13 protein-coding genes are annotated in these 13,171 nt (G+C 57.8%); 9 read left to right on the top strand and 4 right to left on the bottom strand.

Translation table 11 applies throughout. The features are described 5' to 3' along the window. Window positions 1–19 precede the first annotated feature (19 nt). The 7 genes from M2361_RS15810 to M2361_RS15785 all read left to right on the top strand — a co-directional run bounded on the left by M2361_RS15810 (window position 20) and on the right by M2361_RS15785 (window position 5,796). Window positions 20–1,324, top strand: coding sequence for an ABC transporter substrate-binding protein (locus M2361_RS15810; RefSeq protein ID WP_259250470.1), 1,305 nt, complete (start codon window positions 20–22; stop codon window positions 1,322–1,324). Between the two features lie 363 nt (window positions 1,325–1,687). Next, the gene (locus tag M2361_RS29075; protein WP_404976382.1) at window positions 1,688–2,392 is read left to right on the top strand and encodes an REP-associated tyrosine transposase; all 705 of its coding nucleotides are present in this window, start codon (window positions 1,688–1,690) and stop codon (window positions 2,390–2,392) included. 85 nt (window positions 2,393–2,477) lie between these two features. Next, window positions 2,478–2,789, top strand: a complete 312-nt coding sequence (locus tag M2361_RS15805) for a contact-dependent growth inhibition system immunity protein (RefSeq protein ID WP_259250468.1) — start codon at window positions 2,478–2,480, stop codon at window positions 2,787–2,789. A gap of 409 nt (window positions 2,790–3,198) precedes the next feature. Continuing rightward, window positions 3,199–3,510 (top strand): hypothetical protein, encoded by a 312-nt coding sequence (locus M2361_RS15800; RefSeq protein WP_259250466.1) that lies wholly within the window; start codon window positions 3,199–3,201, stop codon window positions 3,508–3,510. 529 nt (window positions 3,511–4,039) lie between these two features. After that, a complete protein-coding gene (locus tag M2361_RS15795) occupies window positions 4,040–4,453 on the top strand; it encodes a hypothetical protein (RefSeq protein WP_259250465.1) in 414 nt (137 codons plus the stop codon). Between the two features lie 146 nt (window positions 4,454–4,599). Next, window positions 4,600–5,184, top strand: a complete 585-nt coding sequence (locus M2361_RS15790) for a suppressor of fused domain protein (protein ID WP_259250463.1) — start codon at window positions 4,600–4,602, stop codon at window positions 5,182–5,184. A 225-nt stretch (window positions 5,185–5,409) separates the two neighbouring features. Then, a complete protein-coding gene (locus M2361_RS15785; RefSeq protein ID WP_259250461.1) occupies window positions 5,410–5,796 on the top strand; it encodes a hypothetical protein in 387 nt (128 codons plus the stop codon). A 177-nt stretch (window positions 5,797–5,973) separates the two neighbouring features. Here M2361_RS15785 and M2361_RS15780 read toward each other — a convergent pair whose 3' ends face one another. The 4 genes from M2361_RS15780 to M2361_RS15765 all read right to left on the bottom strand — a co-directional run bounded on the left by M2361_RS15780 (window position 5,974) and on the right by M2361_RS15765 (window position 11,344). Further along, window positions 5,974–6,459: a transposase gene (locus M2361_RS15780; protein WP_259250460.1), complete on the bottom strand. Its 486-nt coding sequence runs from the start codon at window positions 6,457–6,459 to the stop codon at window positions 5,974–5,976. A gap of 123 nt (window positions 6,460–6,582) precedes the next feature. Next, on the bottom strand, window positions 6,583–7,701 hold the full coding sequence (locus tag M2361_RS15775) for a DUF2235 domain-containing protein (RefSeq protein WP_259250458.1): 1,119 nt from the start codon (window positions 7,699–7,701) through the stop codon (window positions 6,583–6,585). Window positions 7,702–7,918: 217 nt separating this feature from the next. Further along, entirely contained in the window at window positions 7,919–10,270 is a 2,352-nt protein-coding gene (locus M2361_RS15770) for a cytochrome P450/oxidoreductase (RefSeq protein WP_259250456.1), read from the bottom strand. Window positions 10,271–10,342: 72 nt separating this feature from the next. Next, window positions 10,343–11,344, bottom strand: coding sequence for a tripartite tricarboxylate transporter substrate binding protein (locus tag M2361_RS15765; RefSeq protein ID WP_100854365.1), 1,002 nt, complete (start codon window positions 11,342–11,344; stop codon window positions 10,343–10,345). A gap of 152 nt (window positions 11,345–11,496) precedes the next feature. On the opposite strand from M2361_RS15765, the gene M2361_RS15760 reads away from it, so the two are divergent. Together M2361_RS15760 and M2361_RS15755 are read left to right on the top strand one after the other, a co-directional pair. Beyond that, complete coding sequence (locus tag M2361_RS15760; RefSeq protein WP_259250453.1) at window positions 11,497–12,408, top strand: IclR family transcriptional regulator; 912 nt, start codon at window positions 11,497–11,499, stop codon at window positions 12,406–12,408. Beyond that, window positions 12,405–13,166 (top strand): 5'-methylthioadenosine/adenosylhomocysteine nucleosidase, encoded by a 762-nt coding sequence (locus M2361_RS15755; RefSeq protein ID WP_259250451.1) that lies wholly within the window; start codon window positions 12,405–12,407, stop codon window positions 13,164–13,166. Before M2361_RS15760 ends, M2361_RS15755 begins: the two co-directional genes overlap by 4 nt. Window positions 13,167–13,171: the final 5 nt, after the last annotated feature.

The raw sequence follows: 13,171 nt of genomic DNA, 5'->3' as shown, positions 1-13,171 counted from the left end.
CAACACTGGAGACAACACCATGAAAACCTCAAGACTCGCCGCCCTGTTAGGCGCCACATTGCTGACCGGCTTCGTGGCCCTGGCCGGCGCCGCCGACAAGCCCAAGGAACTGAACATCGGCATCTCGACCTTTCTGTCGGGCTCGGCCTCGGTGTTCGGCGTACCCGCCCGCGACGCGGCCGAAATCCTCATCCAGGACATCAACGCGGCAGGCGGCATCGACGGCGTGAAGCTCGTGCCCAGCTACATCGACGAAGGCGGCGGCGGTGAGAAACTGCTGTCCGAATATCGCCGCCTGGCCGAAGGCGGCACCCGCGTGATGCTGTCCGCCATTTCCAGCGGCCACTGCAACATCGTGGCCCCCGTCGCCGAAGACCTGAAAGTGCTGAACGTGATGTGGGACTGCGGCACGGAAAAAGCCCTGGAAGGCAAGAAGTACAAGTACGTGGTCCGTACCCAAGCCAACGCCACCACCGAAATGGTCGCCCAGGTGCTGTACCTGATGAAGGTCAAGCCCGACTTCAAGACCATCGCCATCGTCAACCAGGACTACGCCTGGGGCCGCGATTCGCGTGACATCTTCCTGGCCGCCCTGAAGAAGTTCAAGCCCGACGTGAAGGTCGTGGCCGAGATGTTCCCCAAGTTCGGCGCCGCCGACTTCTCCACCGAAATCAGCCGCCTGCAAGCCCTGCGCCCCGACGTCATCGTGTCCACCTCGTGGGGCGGCGACCTGGACAACTTCGTGCGCCAGGCCTCGCAACGCAACCTGTTCAAGAACTCCACCTTCGTACTGTCCCTGGCAGAAAGCTCGCTCGAACGCCTGGGCAACGCCTTGCCCGAAGGCGTCTACGTCGGCGCGCGCGGCGACCACTACTTCCTGCACCCGGAAACCAAGGACGACCCGCAGCACCAGGCTTTCGTGAAGAAGTTCCACGACAAGACGGGCGCGTATCCGATCTATTCGGTCTACCACATGGTGCAGGCGGTGCAAGGCCTGAAAGCCGGCTACGAAAAAGCCATCAAGGACAACGGCGGCGCCTGGCCCACCGTGGAACAAGTGGCCGCCGCCATGCACGACGTGAACTTCAAAGGCTACGGCCGCGAAGTCAAAATGCACCGCGCCGACGGCCAAGCCCTGGAAGCGCAGTTGTTCGGCGTGACAAAGAAGAGCGACAAGTATCCGTTCAAGGTACTGGCCGATATCACCATCGTGCCGGCGGAACTGGTCACCCCGGGGGTGGAAGACACGTCGATGGGCTGGATTGAAAAGAGCCTGACCCCGGACGTGCTGAAAAGCGACCAGATCAAGGTGTATTCGAACTGAGCAAGCTGTGTTGTGTGTGCAGGGACTCCCCGACGAGAAATCGTCGGGGTTTTTTTGGGCTTTTTTTAGGTGTCAGACTGGACTAACCCGGATTTCCCGGACAGTTTGGTTAAGGCACTGCGGCCTCGACCTGAGCAGGGGTTCGATAACCTAGCCCCTGGTGGATTCGCTGGCGGTTGTAGAAGACCTCGATATGGTGGGCTTTTTAAGGTGTCAGACTGCATTTTTTATTTTTAATATCTTGGCCAGGCAGGGCGTGCGCGATTTCTTAAGTCTGCAGTCCTTGCGTGCCAAAAACGTCTCCTATTTCATGCCATCCATGTTGGCAGTCCATGTAAGCTGAATTGCTATATTTTTTAATGGATGGGAAATATGGCACCCAGGCTACCGCGGGTATTGATTCCTCATTGTGCACATCATGTAGTGCAGCGAGGCCACAGCCGAAAAGATGTGTTTAATGGGCCCAACGACTGCGATGCGTATCTCGATGACCTATGTAATAAAAAGGCGGAATTGGACGTGCAGGTGCATGCCTATTGCTTGATGAGCAATCATGTGCATCTGCTTTTGACTCCAGGCCGGGATGCCACCGCGATAAGCCGCCTGATGAAGGAACTAGCGCGGCGGGCGACCAGGAGGTGGAATGTTCAACGCGCGGGTTCGGGTTCGCTTTGGGAGGCTCGGTTCAAATCGAGTATTGTCCAGACAGAAAAGTATCTACTTGCATGTTGCCGCTATATCGAATTGAATCCGGTGAGAGCGGGCATGGTTGCGCACGCGGGAGAGTATCCGTGGTCGAGCTACCGTGGCCGAATGGGCCTATGGCCTGATAAGGTTTTGGATCTTCATCCTATCTATTTGGGACTTGGAAGCTCGGAGATTTTGCGTCGGACTGCGTATCGTGACTACTTGAACTCTGAAGTTAGTGAGGCCGATCTATTGACGATAAGAGCGGGCAGTCGGACGAGCCTTCCTACATCAGATGAGAATTTCGTGAGAGAGCTCGAGAAATTGCTGGGGCGAAAGGTGGCGCCCGGTGCGCGTGGACGTCCTTTAAAGGCAGTCTGACACCTTGAGTTGCGCGGGTTGTTTTGCAACGAAATTCCAGTATGCCATTTGGTTATAACGTTTTAACAGGGTTCCCTGTCTCGCGATGAAAGACAAAAAATTTGAGGCCCTGAGCCAACTTCTAGGCTGCTATTTCCATCAGGATTGGCCCCAAGAATTTGCAACGGAGGAGCTCGCTTTGTCAGCCATTCTTAAAGCTGAGCCAAAAGATTATCTTCTTCGCGCGGCGATGGAGATAGATGCGATTCTTTCGGCTGAAATGAATGATGAAGATTTAAAAGTTTTTATGGTTGAGGTTCTTGGGTGCTACTTTGATCCTACCTATTCCGGGGAGTGCCCGGTGCATTGGTTAATAAGTGTGCGAGCATTGTTAATGAGTAATTCTGCTCAAATTTAATCCTGTCATTTGTATTGTTTTTGAAGGGACATCGCTTCAGTTCAATGGTGTGTGGCGCTGCCTCATTTGCCGGTGATTTCCAGCGCACCAGAGCAGCTTTATCGCTGCGAAGTTTAGGTGTTAGGATACATTTATTTCGGCCTTGAACGGGTGCGGTTAAGGTGTCAGACTACATTTATTTCGGCCTCGATTGAGTGCGGGAATAAATAATGGAATAACGCAGTCTGACACCTTAATTTAGGACGCCCTTTAAAGGTAGTCTGACACCTTAAATTGAAGATTTGTTGGGGCGAAAGGTCGCGCCCGGTGCGCGTGGACGTCCTTTAAAGGCAGTCTGACACCTTAAGCGGGACACCTTAAGCTGTTAGTAAATCTGGACTGGCTGTCACCGTAAAATATGGAAAATAAATTGCAAAGATCGGATTTTATTGAATTGGCAAGGTGGGCTGCTGGTGATTTGAAGAGGTTTTCTTATTTCGTCCAATTGGCGGAGAACTATGGCATCCATTCTGATTTATTGACTGTAAATGTGGATGCGGAAAAGTATGAAAAGATTTGGTTTGAGATGGAAATTGTAAATGCTGTTGCTCTATCTGAATGGGAGATTGACGGAAAGCCGGATGAGTGGGGGGGGCGGTGGGTGTCTGAGTTTCAGAGAGACGCTGTAGAAGTCACAGAAAATCTAATTGATTTTTTGGAGGGGCTCGGACGGGAAGATTAGATCTGGTATACCCCTCGGGTCAAAATCGCAGTCGAACTTTAGATGGGTGAATGTGATTGCGAAAGCTACCCCTCCAGGTATAAAAAATGTAGTCTGACACCTTAAATTTGCGTAGCTCTGTCATTTAAGTTGTTTTTAAAAGGGGCATCGCTTCGGTTCAATGGTATGTGGCGGTGCCCCATTTGACGGTGATTTGCAGCGCACCAGAGCAGCTTTATCGCCGCGTCGTCGGTGAGGAGCTGGCATTAAGATATCGTCTTGCCTGTCAAGCGTTTAGGCGTAATCGGGGCGCTCTGCGCCCGAGGGATACCCCAGATGGTGGCCAAGCTCGGCGCCCAGCGCCCGCTCGATCAGCGCCTTCTTGAACGCCATCGACAAGTCCTGAAAAAATGTAGTCTGACACCTTAAATTCGAGGCGGGCAGCTGCCGAGCGGTCAGGAAGTTGGGCTAAATATAATGAGGCTATTACTGAAATGTCGGAATACTCTCGCATAAGTGGTCAGCTCCCTAATAATCAAGGGAGAGTAAGGTGATTGACGTAAAGTCATATAAAGGTATTAATAATGTTGATTTCGGAAGTAAACAATCTATTGTGATCTCTGTGTTCGGGCGTCCGGAGCGAAAAGAAATTAATAGGGAGGGGGAGGTTGAATTTCATTTTTCCGGCTTTGTGGTGAGATTTGATGCTAATTCAGAAGAGTTTCGAGAGTGCACACTTCTTCCCGAGTGCGGAGCTAAGATTAATGGATTTTTAATTGATTGGTCGGATGGTTTTTTGAGCTGGCTTGCTTCAGAAGATTCCGCTCTTAAAGAGGTGCATGGCTTTGTTGTGTCGCTTAGGCTCGGTCTTGCGGTGGCTGGATTTCATGACAACGATGATTCCGAAAAATCCGTTCATGCATTTAGATATGGTGACTGGGACATGTTTTTGGGAGCAAATTAAGGTGTCAGACTACATTTGTTTGGGTTCGATCGGGCGGGCGAATAAAAATGCAGTCTGACACCTTAAATCCCGACACCTTAAATCCCAATAGGGGGCATAAGGGAGAAGATATGTCCAATTGGCTTATTAAGTAGCGAGTATAAATAATGCTGGTGGTAACTGGTATACATAAAAAAATTGCGAAACACACCGCCTCTGCTATGGATGCGAATGTGCAGGGAGTTTCGTCGTATTGGGACGAGGCGGAAACTAGCAGTGTTTACATTATGCGGATTGATGATCGGCCGCAACTTGGTGTATCGGCCTACGCGACTATCGGCTTGTCGGATCATCCGCTTTTTTATAATGGAGTCGAGTTCGGGACCCGAGCTGAACTGGTCGGCGCGTGTGCGTCGAATACGTCGGGGTTCGATGAGGTCTTAGCGACCTTGTCTTTCTGCGTGATAAATTCGCATTGGTTCTGTGGCCCGGGGAGAATATTTCCCGATGTCGTGTCCATGCACGGAATATCGAGTTCGCTTACTGATATTTACTTTGCCTCGCCATTTCTTTGGGGGGATCGGCTTCGTTCTGTCGAAATGGACGGTCGATTGGTCGCATGGCTACTGGCAGTGCCTATTTCGCGCAAGGAACGAGACTTCGCAGATAATTGCGGCTCGGATAAGCTTGAAGATTTGTTTGTTGAAGCGAATATTGACATATACGATATAAACCGGCCGTCGGTCGTATAGTCAGATCTGGATTTTTGGCTTAAAAATAATTGGAATTGAAATTAAGGTGTCAGACTAAATTAAGGTGTCAGACTACATTTATTTGGGTTCGATCGGGCGGGCGAATAAAAATGCAGTCTGACACCTTAAATCTAAAGTGAAGGACGCCTCGGGCGTCATTCTGGATACATTCGCCGACACGTTCAAGAACGAGGCAGGGCAAGTTTACAAGCGGAGAGCAGACTAATGGACGCCAGCAGTACTTCGGTCGTGGTGGATATCGCGCGGGATTTTATTGGGCTGATGCGAGAGGTCGACCCTGCGTGGGAAAAGGCCTTTCATAGGTTTCGCATGGATGGGGCGAGGTATGGAAGCAACGGTTCATACGTCTCATCCGGAAAAATACACTTGATAAGCGCTTTGCAATTCGCTGTATTTTATAGGGAGGCTAACGAGAAAGGTCTCCGCTTGTTAAAGGCATTGGGGCGCGAAAGAGGAGTGTTTCTGCTGACGATAGATTGCGAGATGAACTACCATGTTGATTTTGAATGGGAGGATTTAGATAAATGGGGAATAAGTAAAATTGACGGCGCATCTGGATTGCCGAATGGGCTGGAATTGGGTGTGAAGTAGAAATTTATGGATCATGGCTGTTGCTTTCCAGGCTGGTTTATATGGGAATTATTTTAATAATTTTCGAAGGTTAGTTCCTAAATGACTGGCGTGAAGGTTACCCTCTTTGATTTGGTTCTTCGCATAAAGCTGGAGGGCGGTTTAGCAAGTTTTTCGTACTCTTGATGGTGATCTGTGTCACCAGGAGTGCGGGACGCGCTGCATCTCAAGTTTCGGCGCTGTTAGAAAGCGACAGGGCCACTGCGTGGACAGAGGGGCTGAGGGGGGCTTACGATTGATCCTCCGGCGACAGTCGGTGCCATATTGCTCGTCCAGCAACATTCGGATCTTGCTCACGCACATGTCACGGGCGCACATCGCGACGATCTTGTCATCAAAACCGGTCACCGGCGCGCGTGCTTGAAAATGAGGATCGGGGAAAGCTGCCATCCGATTCCGAGGGATATCCAGCTTGGGCGGGCCGTCGTTGGTCAGCACGGGCTTGCTACTCTTGCCTTTGCGCTGGTTGGTGGCGTCTTTCCGGCGCTCGCTGCCTGGGGGGATACCCCGGGTGTCGGGCAGCTCCGCGCCCAGAGCACGCTCGATCCGCGCCTTCTTCAGCAACAGGAACGTGTCTTGGATCCCCTCGGTCGTCATCGGCCCGGTTACAAGTTCATCGAGCAACTGCTCGGCACTGGCCGGTGGTGCAGACGTGCTGGACTGCTTGGTGGACTTCGGATTGCGTGCCCTGGTCCGTCTCCTTGAAAACCACTTAGGCCTGCACACAAAAATCCTGACAGTCCCGGTCTATCCCCGCCCCACCGGCAACCCCACCACCGCCTCCTTAAAATCCGGAAACTCCTTCAAATACTCCACACTCCCTGCCACCCGTTTCACCACCCTCTCATCCACCGTCAAATTCAGCACCGCCGCGCCGTCCCACATTCGCGCGCGCTTCTTCACATGGATCAGCACTTTCTCCGTGAACTCCTTATACGAGTCATGCGGATGGCACTGGTCATAGTCCGTAGACACCCGGTGCGCGATGCCTGCCTCCAGTCCCACCTGCCTTGCTTTCTCTTGCAACCAAGCCGCCGGCAGCGTCTGCAAACTTCCATCCCGATACCCACCCCCAATATCCGAATGCGCGCCAATGAACCAACGCTGCTCTACCGGCCTGTCCGCAGGACGGGGTTCGGAGTTAACCAGCCGCGTCCACAAGGTCGGAAAATACGGCTCGCGATACTCGTTCGTTGCAATCGCGTGATAAGCGTGATGCACGTGGTTGCTGAGTTCGGTGTCGTGGAAGTTATAGAACTTGGAAAACCCGGGAAACGAAATGCCGCCGACGGGTATCCCCAAGCTGCCTACCGTGTCCCAAACGCCGACAAAATGCAGGTCGGTATCGCGCGAAAATTGCGTGCGAAACGAGAGCGCTTCGATGGAAGACGGATGGCAATCATCGCGATATAGCGCGTAGGCTTCAGCAACGTTGTCGTCGGTGGGGCTTTTGAGCAGCCCGCATTTGCGGACCATGCCGGCCAGGCTGCGGGCGGAATACGCGCCGCGGCTGAAGCCGAACAGAAAGATGTGGTCGCCGGCTTCCTGGCGTTGGCATAGCCATTGGTAGCCGTGGCGGATATTGGCGGATAGCCCGGCGCCGAATGCGCCGCCCAGGAATTTGTCGATGGCGGCCCACAGGCCTTGGCCTTGGGTGCCGACGCCTTCGATATACAGGGTTTCCTGCGTGCTGGTTTCCGGTGCGGCTTTGTAAAGCTCGTAGGCGTTGGTGCGGTCGTTGGGTTCGTTCCACGTGCCGTCAAAGAAGATGGCCAGATTCTTCATCATGTTCAGCTCCCCACAGATCGAGTCTTCCGATACATCTGTTGCTGGCTGGGATGACGCCCGCGTGAGGCAAGCTAGCACGCGGGTTGCGCGTTTGCCGCCTGCGTGGTTTCCCTGCTGGCGGCATGTACACCGCCTTTTTTACTAACCGACTGGACATAAAAAAGCCTGCGCCGGGGTGAGGGCGCAGGCGAATCCCGAAGGCGGGATGATCGAACTAGATAATGTGTAGCAATCCGATTCTTGAAGGATGGTATCCGCGTGGAAGCGGTTGGTAGCGGAAGCGATCAGTTGATCGTCACAACTCCAACACCACCTTCCCACCGCCGCACGAGCGCGAGCAGCACGCCATCATCTTGTTGTTCGCGTCGCGTTCGGCGCGCGTCAGCACGACGTCGCGGTGGTCAATCTGCCCCTCCAGCACGCGCACCTCGCACGATCCGCAAAGGCCTTCCTCGCAGTCGCTTTGCACGTCGATATTGGCGCCGCGCAGCGCGGTCAACAAGGTCTGGTCCGCCGGCACGTTAATGACGATGCCCGAGTCCTTCAGCACGACTTCAAACGGCTGTTCCTTGGACGGGTCCAGCGTGCCCAAAGTGGAATGGAAGTGTTCCACGCGCAGCGCGTCTTCGGGCCACGCGGCGCAACAGGTGGCCAAGCCATCCAGCAAGCCTTGCGGGCCGCACGCATAAATCTGCGTGCCGGCATCCGGCTGGGACAACAGCGCCGCGTAATCCGCGCGGGCGCCTTCGTCTTTGACGTGGGCATGCAGGCGCTCGCCGTGCAGCGCGGCAAGCTCGTCCAACATCGCCATGCAGGCGCGTGACCGCCCGCTGTAATGCAGCTGGTAATCCAGGCCCAGTTCCTTGGCGCGTCGCGCCATGGCGCTGATAGGGGTAATGCCGATGCCGCCGGCAATCAAGATTAGTTTGTCGGCCGCTTCATTCATGCGGAAGTGATTGCGCGGCCCACGGATGCGCAAGCGCGCGCCGGGCGTCGCGTTGGCGTGCATCCATGCGGAACCGCCTCGGCCTTCTGTTTCCTTCAACACGGCAATTTCAAATACACCGGTCTCCGAAGGATCGCCGCACAAGGAATATTGGCGCGACAAGCCCGTGTCGCCGCATTCCACATCAATATGCGAGCCCGGCGTCCAGCGCGGCAGCGGCTTGCCATCGGGCGACACCAAACGCAGGCGCAAGATGCCGTCAGCGGCTTCGACCGCGCTTTGGACGACGACGGGGCGGGTGATGGCGTGCGACGAGGGCTCGCCGATGCGCACGGGGTGCTGATTATTCAGCAATGCCGGGGATGCCAGTTCCGGGTTTTGCTTCGGGTCCCACTCCACCCACAGATGCTCCGGCCCACGAAACGAGGTATTGGGCACATAGGTAAACGACTGCTCCGACAGCTTCATATGCGGAAGGCGACGCGTGAGTTCTTCCAGGAAGATCTGCATTTCCATGCGGGCCAGGTTCTTGCCCATGCATTGGTGCGAGCCATAGCCGAAGGTGAGCTGGTCGCTGGCGTTTTCGCGGCGGATGTCGAAGAGGTCGGCGTCGTTGAATTGGCCTTCGTCGTGGTTGGCGGATGACGTGACGATCAGCAGCTTGGAGCCTGCCGGGATCGGCATGCCGGCGATCTCGACGTCGCGCGTGGCCAGGCGGCGCCACGCGGCGACAGAGCCGTTATGGCGCAGGCATTCTTCGACGGCGTTGGGAATCAGGTCGGGGTCTTCGCAGATTTCGCGCCAGGCGTCGGGGTGTTGCAACAGCAGCTTGATGGCGTTGGCCGATGCGTTGGCGGTGGTTTCGTGGGCGGCGACGATGCCGGCCATCATCATGGAGTGCAGGTAGGAATCGGTGACGACGTCGGGATGCGTCTGCTGCTTGCGCAGGCCGTACTGCATCCAGCCGGGGCCGGACGGGTCCTGGCGCATCTTGTCCAGGATCTTGCCGGCCAACTGCCAGAAGTTGCCGACAGCATGCGCGACGGCCACTTGTTCTTCGGGCTTGGGGCGGCCCCAGGTGTTGACGGTGTGCGCGATGGAATATTGGCGCAGCAGCTCCATGTCTTCTTCGGGCACGCCCAGGAAATGCAGCGCCACGGTCAGGGGCACTTCCCACAGCATCTGGTCGACCAGGTCGGCGCGGCCGTCGTTGATGAAGCGGTCGACGTATTCGCGGGTCAGGCGGCGCACCATGGGTTCGTGGTGCTTGAGTTCTTCGGGCGTGAACGGGTCCATCAGCACGCGGCGGCGCGGCATGTGGGCGGGTTCGTCTTCGTTGACCAGCGTGCGGTTCATGGCGTAGCCGTACGACTCCAGCACGGCGTTGGCCTCGGGGCCGGTGGGGGTGATTTTTTCCAGCGCGATGGACGGGCTGAAGGTGATGTTGTCGCGAAAAATCGCCTTGATGTCTTCGTAGCGCGTGACCACCCAGTAGCCCAGCTTGGGGCTGTAGAACACGGGTTCCTGCTCGCGCGCCCAGCGCACGTATTCAGGCGGGTCTTGCTGGTAGCCATCGCCGAAGGGGTCGAACTCGGCCGCGCGGGCGCTGACGGGGCAGCCGGTGGGGCTTTGCATCGCGGCAAGCGCCGCGTGATCGATGGGACAGCCCGACGGGCGCGAGGAAGAGGGCGATTGGCTCATGATGCTTTCCGTGTATTCGTGATGCATCGGCCTGCCGCGTGAGCGGCAGGCCGCGGGTGGTGATGGCAGCGCTTAGTCCAGCGTAATCTTCAGATCAGTGATCAGCTTCTGCCAGCGGGCGCGTTCGCCCTTGAGCATCTCGGCGTATTCAGCGGGCGTGTTGCCGACCGGCTCGATGCCGAAGTCGACCAGGCGCTTGCGCGTGGCCGGGTCGTTGATGGTGGCCACCACCTGCTTGTTCAGCGCGTCGATGACGGCGGGCGGCGTGCCGGCCGGCACCACCACGCCCACTTGCGCGGACGCTTCGACGTTCTTCAGGCCGATCTCTGCGAACGTGGGCACGTCGGGCAGTTGAGGCAGGCGGGTCGGGTTGGCCACGGCCAGGGCGCGCACCTTGCCGCCGTTGATGAAGCCGGCGCCGGCTGCCAGGTCGACCATCATGGCGGGGATCTGGCCGCCCGCCACGTCCGCCAGCGCGGGCGATGCGCCGCGATACGGCACGTGGGTCATGGTCAGGCCGCTTTCGACTTTCAGCAGTTCCATGGCCAGGTGGTGCGGGCTGCCCGCGCCGGCGGAACCGTAGTCCAGGCCTTCCTTGCGCGACTTGGCCTCGGCCAGGAATTCCTGCACGGTGTTGACCTTCATGGACGGGCCAACCACCAAAATCATCGGAAAGCGGCCCATCAGCGTGACGGGCGCCAAGTCCTTGACGGGGTCATACGACAGCTTCTTGTACAGCGCGGGGTTGAACACCAGCGTGCCGTTGTCGGCCGACAGCATGGTGTAGCCGTCGGCCGGCGAGCGCGCGGTTTCGGATGCCGCGATGGCGGTGTTGCCACCCGGCTTGTTCTCGATCACAACCGGTTGGCCCATGCGACCCGACAGGCCCTGGCCGATGCTGCGCGCCAGAAAGTCGGAGCCGCCGCCTGCCGCGTAGGGCACGACCCAGCGCACGGGCTTGGACGGGTAGTTGGCAGGCGCCTGTTGGGCGAAAGCGTTGGCACAGGCCAGCAAGGGCAGGGCCAGCAGGCCGGCCAGGAAAGTGCGTTTCAGGGGGCGATTCAGGGTGCGCATCGGCTGTCTCCATTTCGGGATGACCTGATGGCATCCCTTCTTTTGCGTAAATCATATACGCAATGCGTAATTTATCAAGAGGGGTTAACCTTGGAGCCGATTTCGCGGCGCGTCGTCGTCCGCGCACCCTATTTGCAGGAAGTGCATCCGCTATGAGTCCCCCCAAGCCGTCGACCAAGACGTCCACGAAGTCGCCCAATAAAGGGGCCACTGCCGCGTCCCCCAAAGCGTCCACGACAGCGACCGTCCCGACCCCCGAACTGGACTCCGCTGACCGCCCGCGCGAACGCCGCCAGCGGGTGCAGGCCGCCGAAACGGGCATGGTGGTGCTGAAAGGGCTGGCCCGGATGGGCGGCCGCGCAAGCTTGACCGCGCTGGCCGCGCACGTGGATGAAAGCCCCGCCAAGGTGCACCGCTATTTGATGAGCCTGATTGCTGAAGGGCTGGTGGACCAGGAAGTCGCGACTCAGCAATACCACCTGGGCCTGGAAGCGCTGATGGTCGGCGTGGCCGCCATGCGCCAGGCCGACCCCTTGCGCATCAGCGAACCGGTGCTGATCCGCCTGCGTGAAAGCCTGGCGGTCACGTGCTTTATCGCCGTCATGGGCAACAAGGGGCCGACCATTGTTCGCTTCGAGGAACCGGCGTTGCCCGTCACGGTGAACGTGCGCGTGGGCTCGGTGCTGTCGATGCTGTGGTCCGCCACCGGCCGCGCGTTTTTGGGGGCCTTGGACGAGGCGCCGATTCAGCAGATGGCGCTAGCCGAACTGGCCGAGTCGCCGGACGATCTGCGTGCCTTGCTGGATCGCGACGATCCCATTGGCGGGCTGCGGCGCCAGGTGCGCGCGGCCGGGTGCGCCACGGTGAAAGACACGAACCTGCGCGGCATCAGCGCGGTGTCGGCGCCTTTGTATGACCACACGGGCCGCCCCTGCGCGGTGCTGACCGCGCTGGGCGCGACGGGCGGCTTCGATGTGTCGGCGGACGGCAAGATCGTGGCGGCGGTGAAAAAAGAAGCGGCGGCGGCCAGCGCGGCGCTGGGGTACGTGGGGGAGGGCGAATGAAACGTCTCGCCATCCTGGGCGCCTTGCATGAAGAAATCGCTGACCTGCTGGCCGCGATGGAACCCGGCGCTACCGTCCACCGAATCGCCATGCGTGATTTTCATGTGGGCACGTTGTGGGGCACGCCCTGCGTGATCGCGTTAAGCCGCATCGGCAAGGTGGCGGCATCCGCCACGGCGTCGATCGTCATCCGGGAATTTGATGTGTCGCGCGTGATCTTCACCGGTCTGGCGGGCGGGTTGCACGCGGACGTGGAGGTGGGCGACGTGGTCGTGGCCAGCACCTTGATGCAGCACGACATGGACGCGCGTCCGCTGTTTGATCAGCACGAGATCCCCTTGTTGGGGCGGGTGTGTTTTGACGCGGACGCCGGTATGAGCAAGCTGTTGCTGGACAGCGCGGCAACGTTTGTTGGCCGCCGCGACGTGTTGGCAGAACACGCCGGGGCCACGCTGGCCCCGCCCACCGTCCACCACGGCCTGATCGCAACCGGCGACCGGTTCGTCAGCCACAACGACGAGGCCCAGGTACTGCGCAAGCGCCTGCCCACTGCTTTGTGCGTGGAAATGGAAGGCGCGGCGATGGCGCAGGTTTGCTATGAATTCGGCGTGCCCTTCGCGGTGCTGCGCGTGATATCCGACCGCGCCGACCATGCCGCCAAGACCGACTTCACCGCGTTCCTGGAAAACGTTGCGCGCGTCTACTCCGCCGGCATTCTGGCGCCGCTGCTGAAATCGGGTGCCTTGCTGGACGGCTAGGGCTT

This window comes from Achromobacter sp. JUb104, assembly GCF_024806975.1.
GTDB lineage: Bacteria > Pseudomonadota > Gammaproteobacteria > Burkholderiales > Burkholderiaceae_B > Achromobacter > Achromobacter spanius.
This window is presented reverse-complemented; position numbering and strand designations above follow the sequence as displayed.

What these genes read in the sequence shown, in the direction of transcription:
- M2361_RS15810 (WP_259250470.1), top strand. Translation starts at nt 20, where the DNA reads ATGAAAACCTCAAGACTCGCCGCCCTGTTAGGCGCCACATTGCTGACC.
- M2361_RS29075 (WP_404976382.1), top strand. Translation starts at nt 1,688, where the DNA reads ATGGGAAATATGGCACCCAGGCTACCGCGGGTATTGATTCCTCATTGT.
- M2361_RS15805 (WP_259250468.1), top strand. Translation starts at nt 2,478, where the DNA reads ATGAAAGACAAAAAATTTGAGGCCCTGAGCCAACTTCTAGGCTGCTAT.
- M2361_RS15790 (WP_259250463.1), top strand. Translation starts at nt 4,600, where the DNA reads ATGCTGGTGGTAACTGGTATACATAAAAAAATTGCGAAACACACCGCC.
- M2361_RS15785 (WP_259250461.1), top strand. Translation starts at nt 5,410, where the DNA reads ATGGACGCCAGCAGTACTTCGGTCGTGGTGGATATCGCGCGGGATTTT.
- M2361_RS15770 (WP_259250456.1), bottom strand. Translation starts at nt 10,270, where the DNA reads ATGAGCCAATCGCCCTCTTCCTCGCGCCCGTCGGGCTGTCCCATCGAT.
- M2361_RS15765 (WP_100854365.1), bottom strand. Translation starts at nt 11,344, where the DNA reads ATGCGCACCCTGAATCGCCCCCTGAAACGCACTTTCCTGGCCGGCCTG.
- M2361_RS15760 (WP_259250453.1), top strand. Translation starts at nt 11,497, where the DNA reads ATGAGTCCCCCCAAGCCGTCGACCAAGACGTCCACGAAGTCGCCCAAT.
- M2361_RS15755 (WP_259250451.1), top strand. Translation starts at nt 12,405, where the DNA reads ATGAAACGTCTCGCCATCCTGGGCGCCTTGCATGAAGAAATCGCTGAC.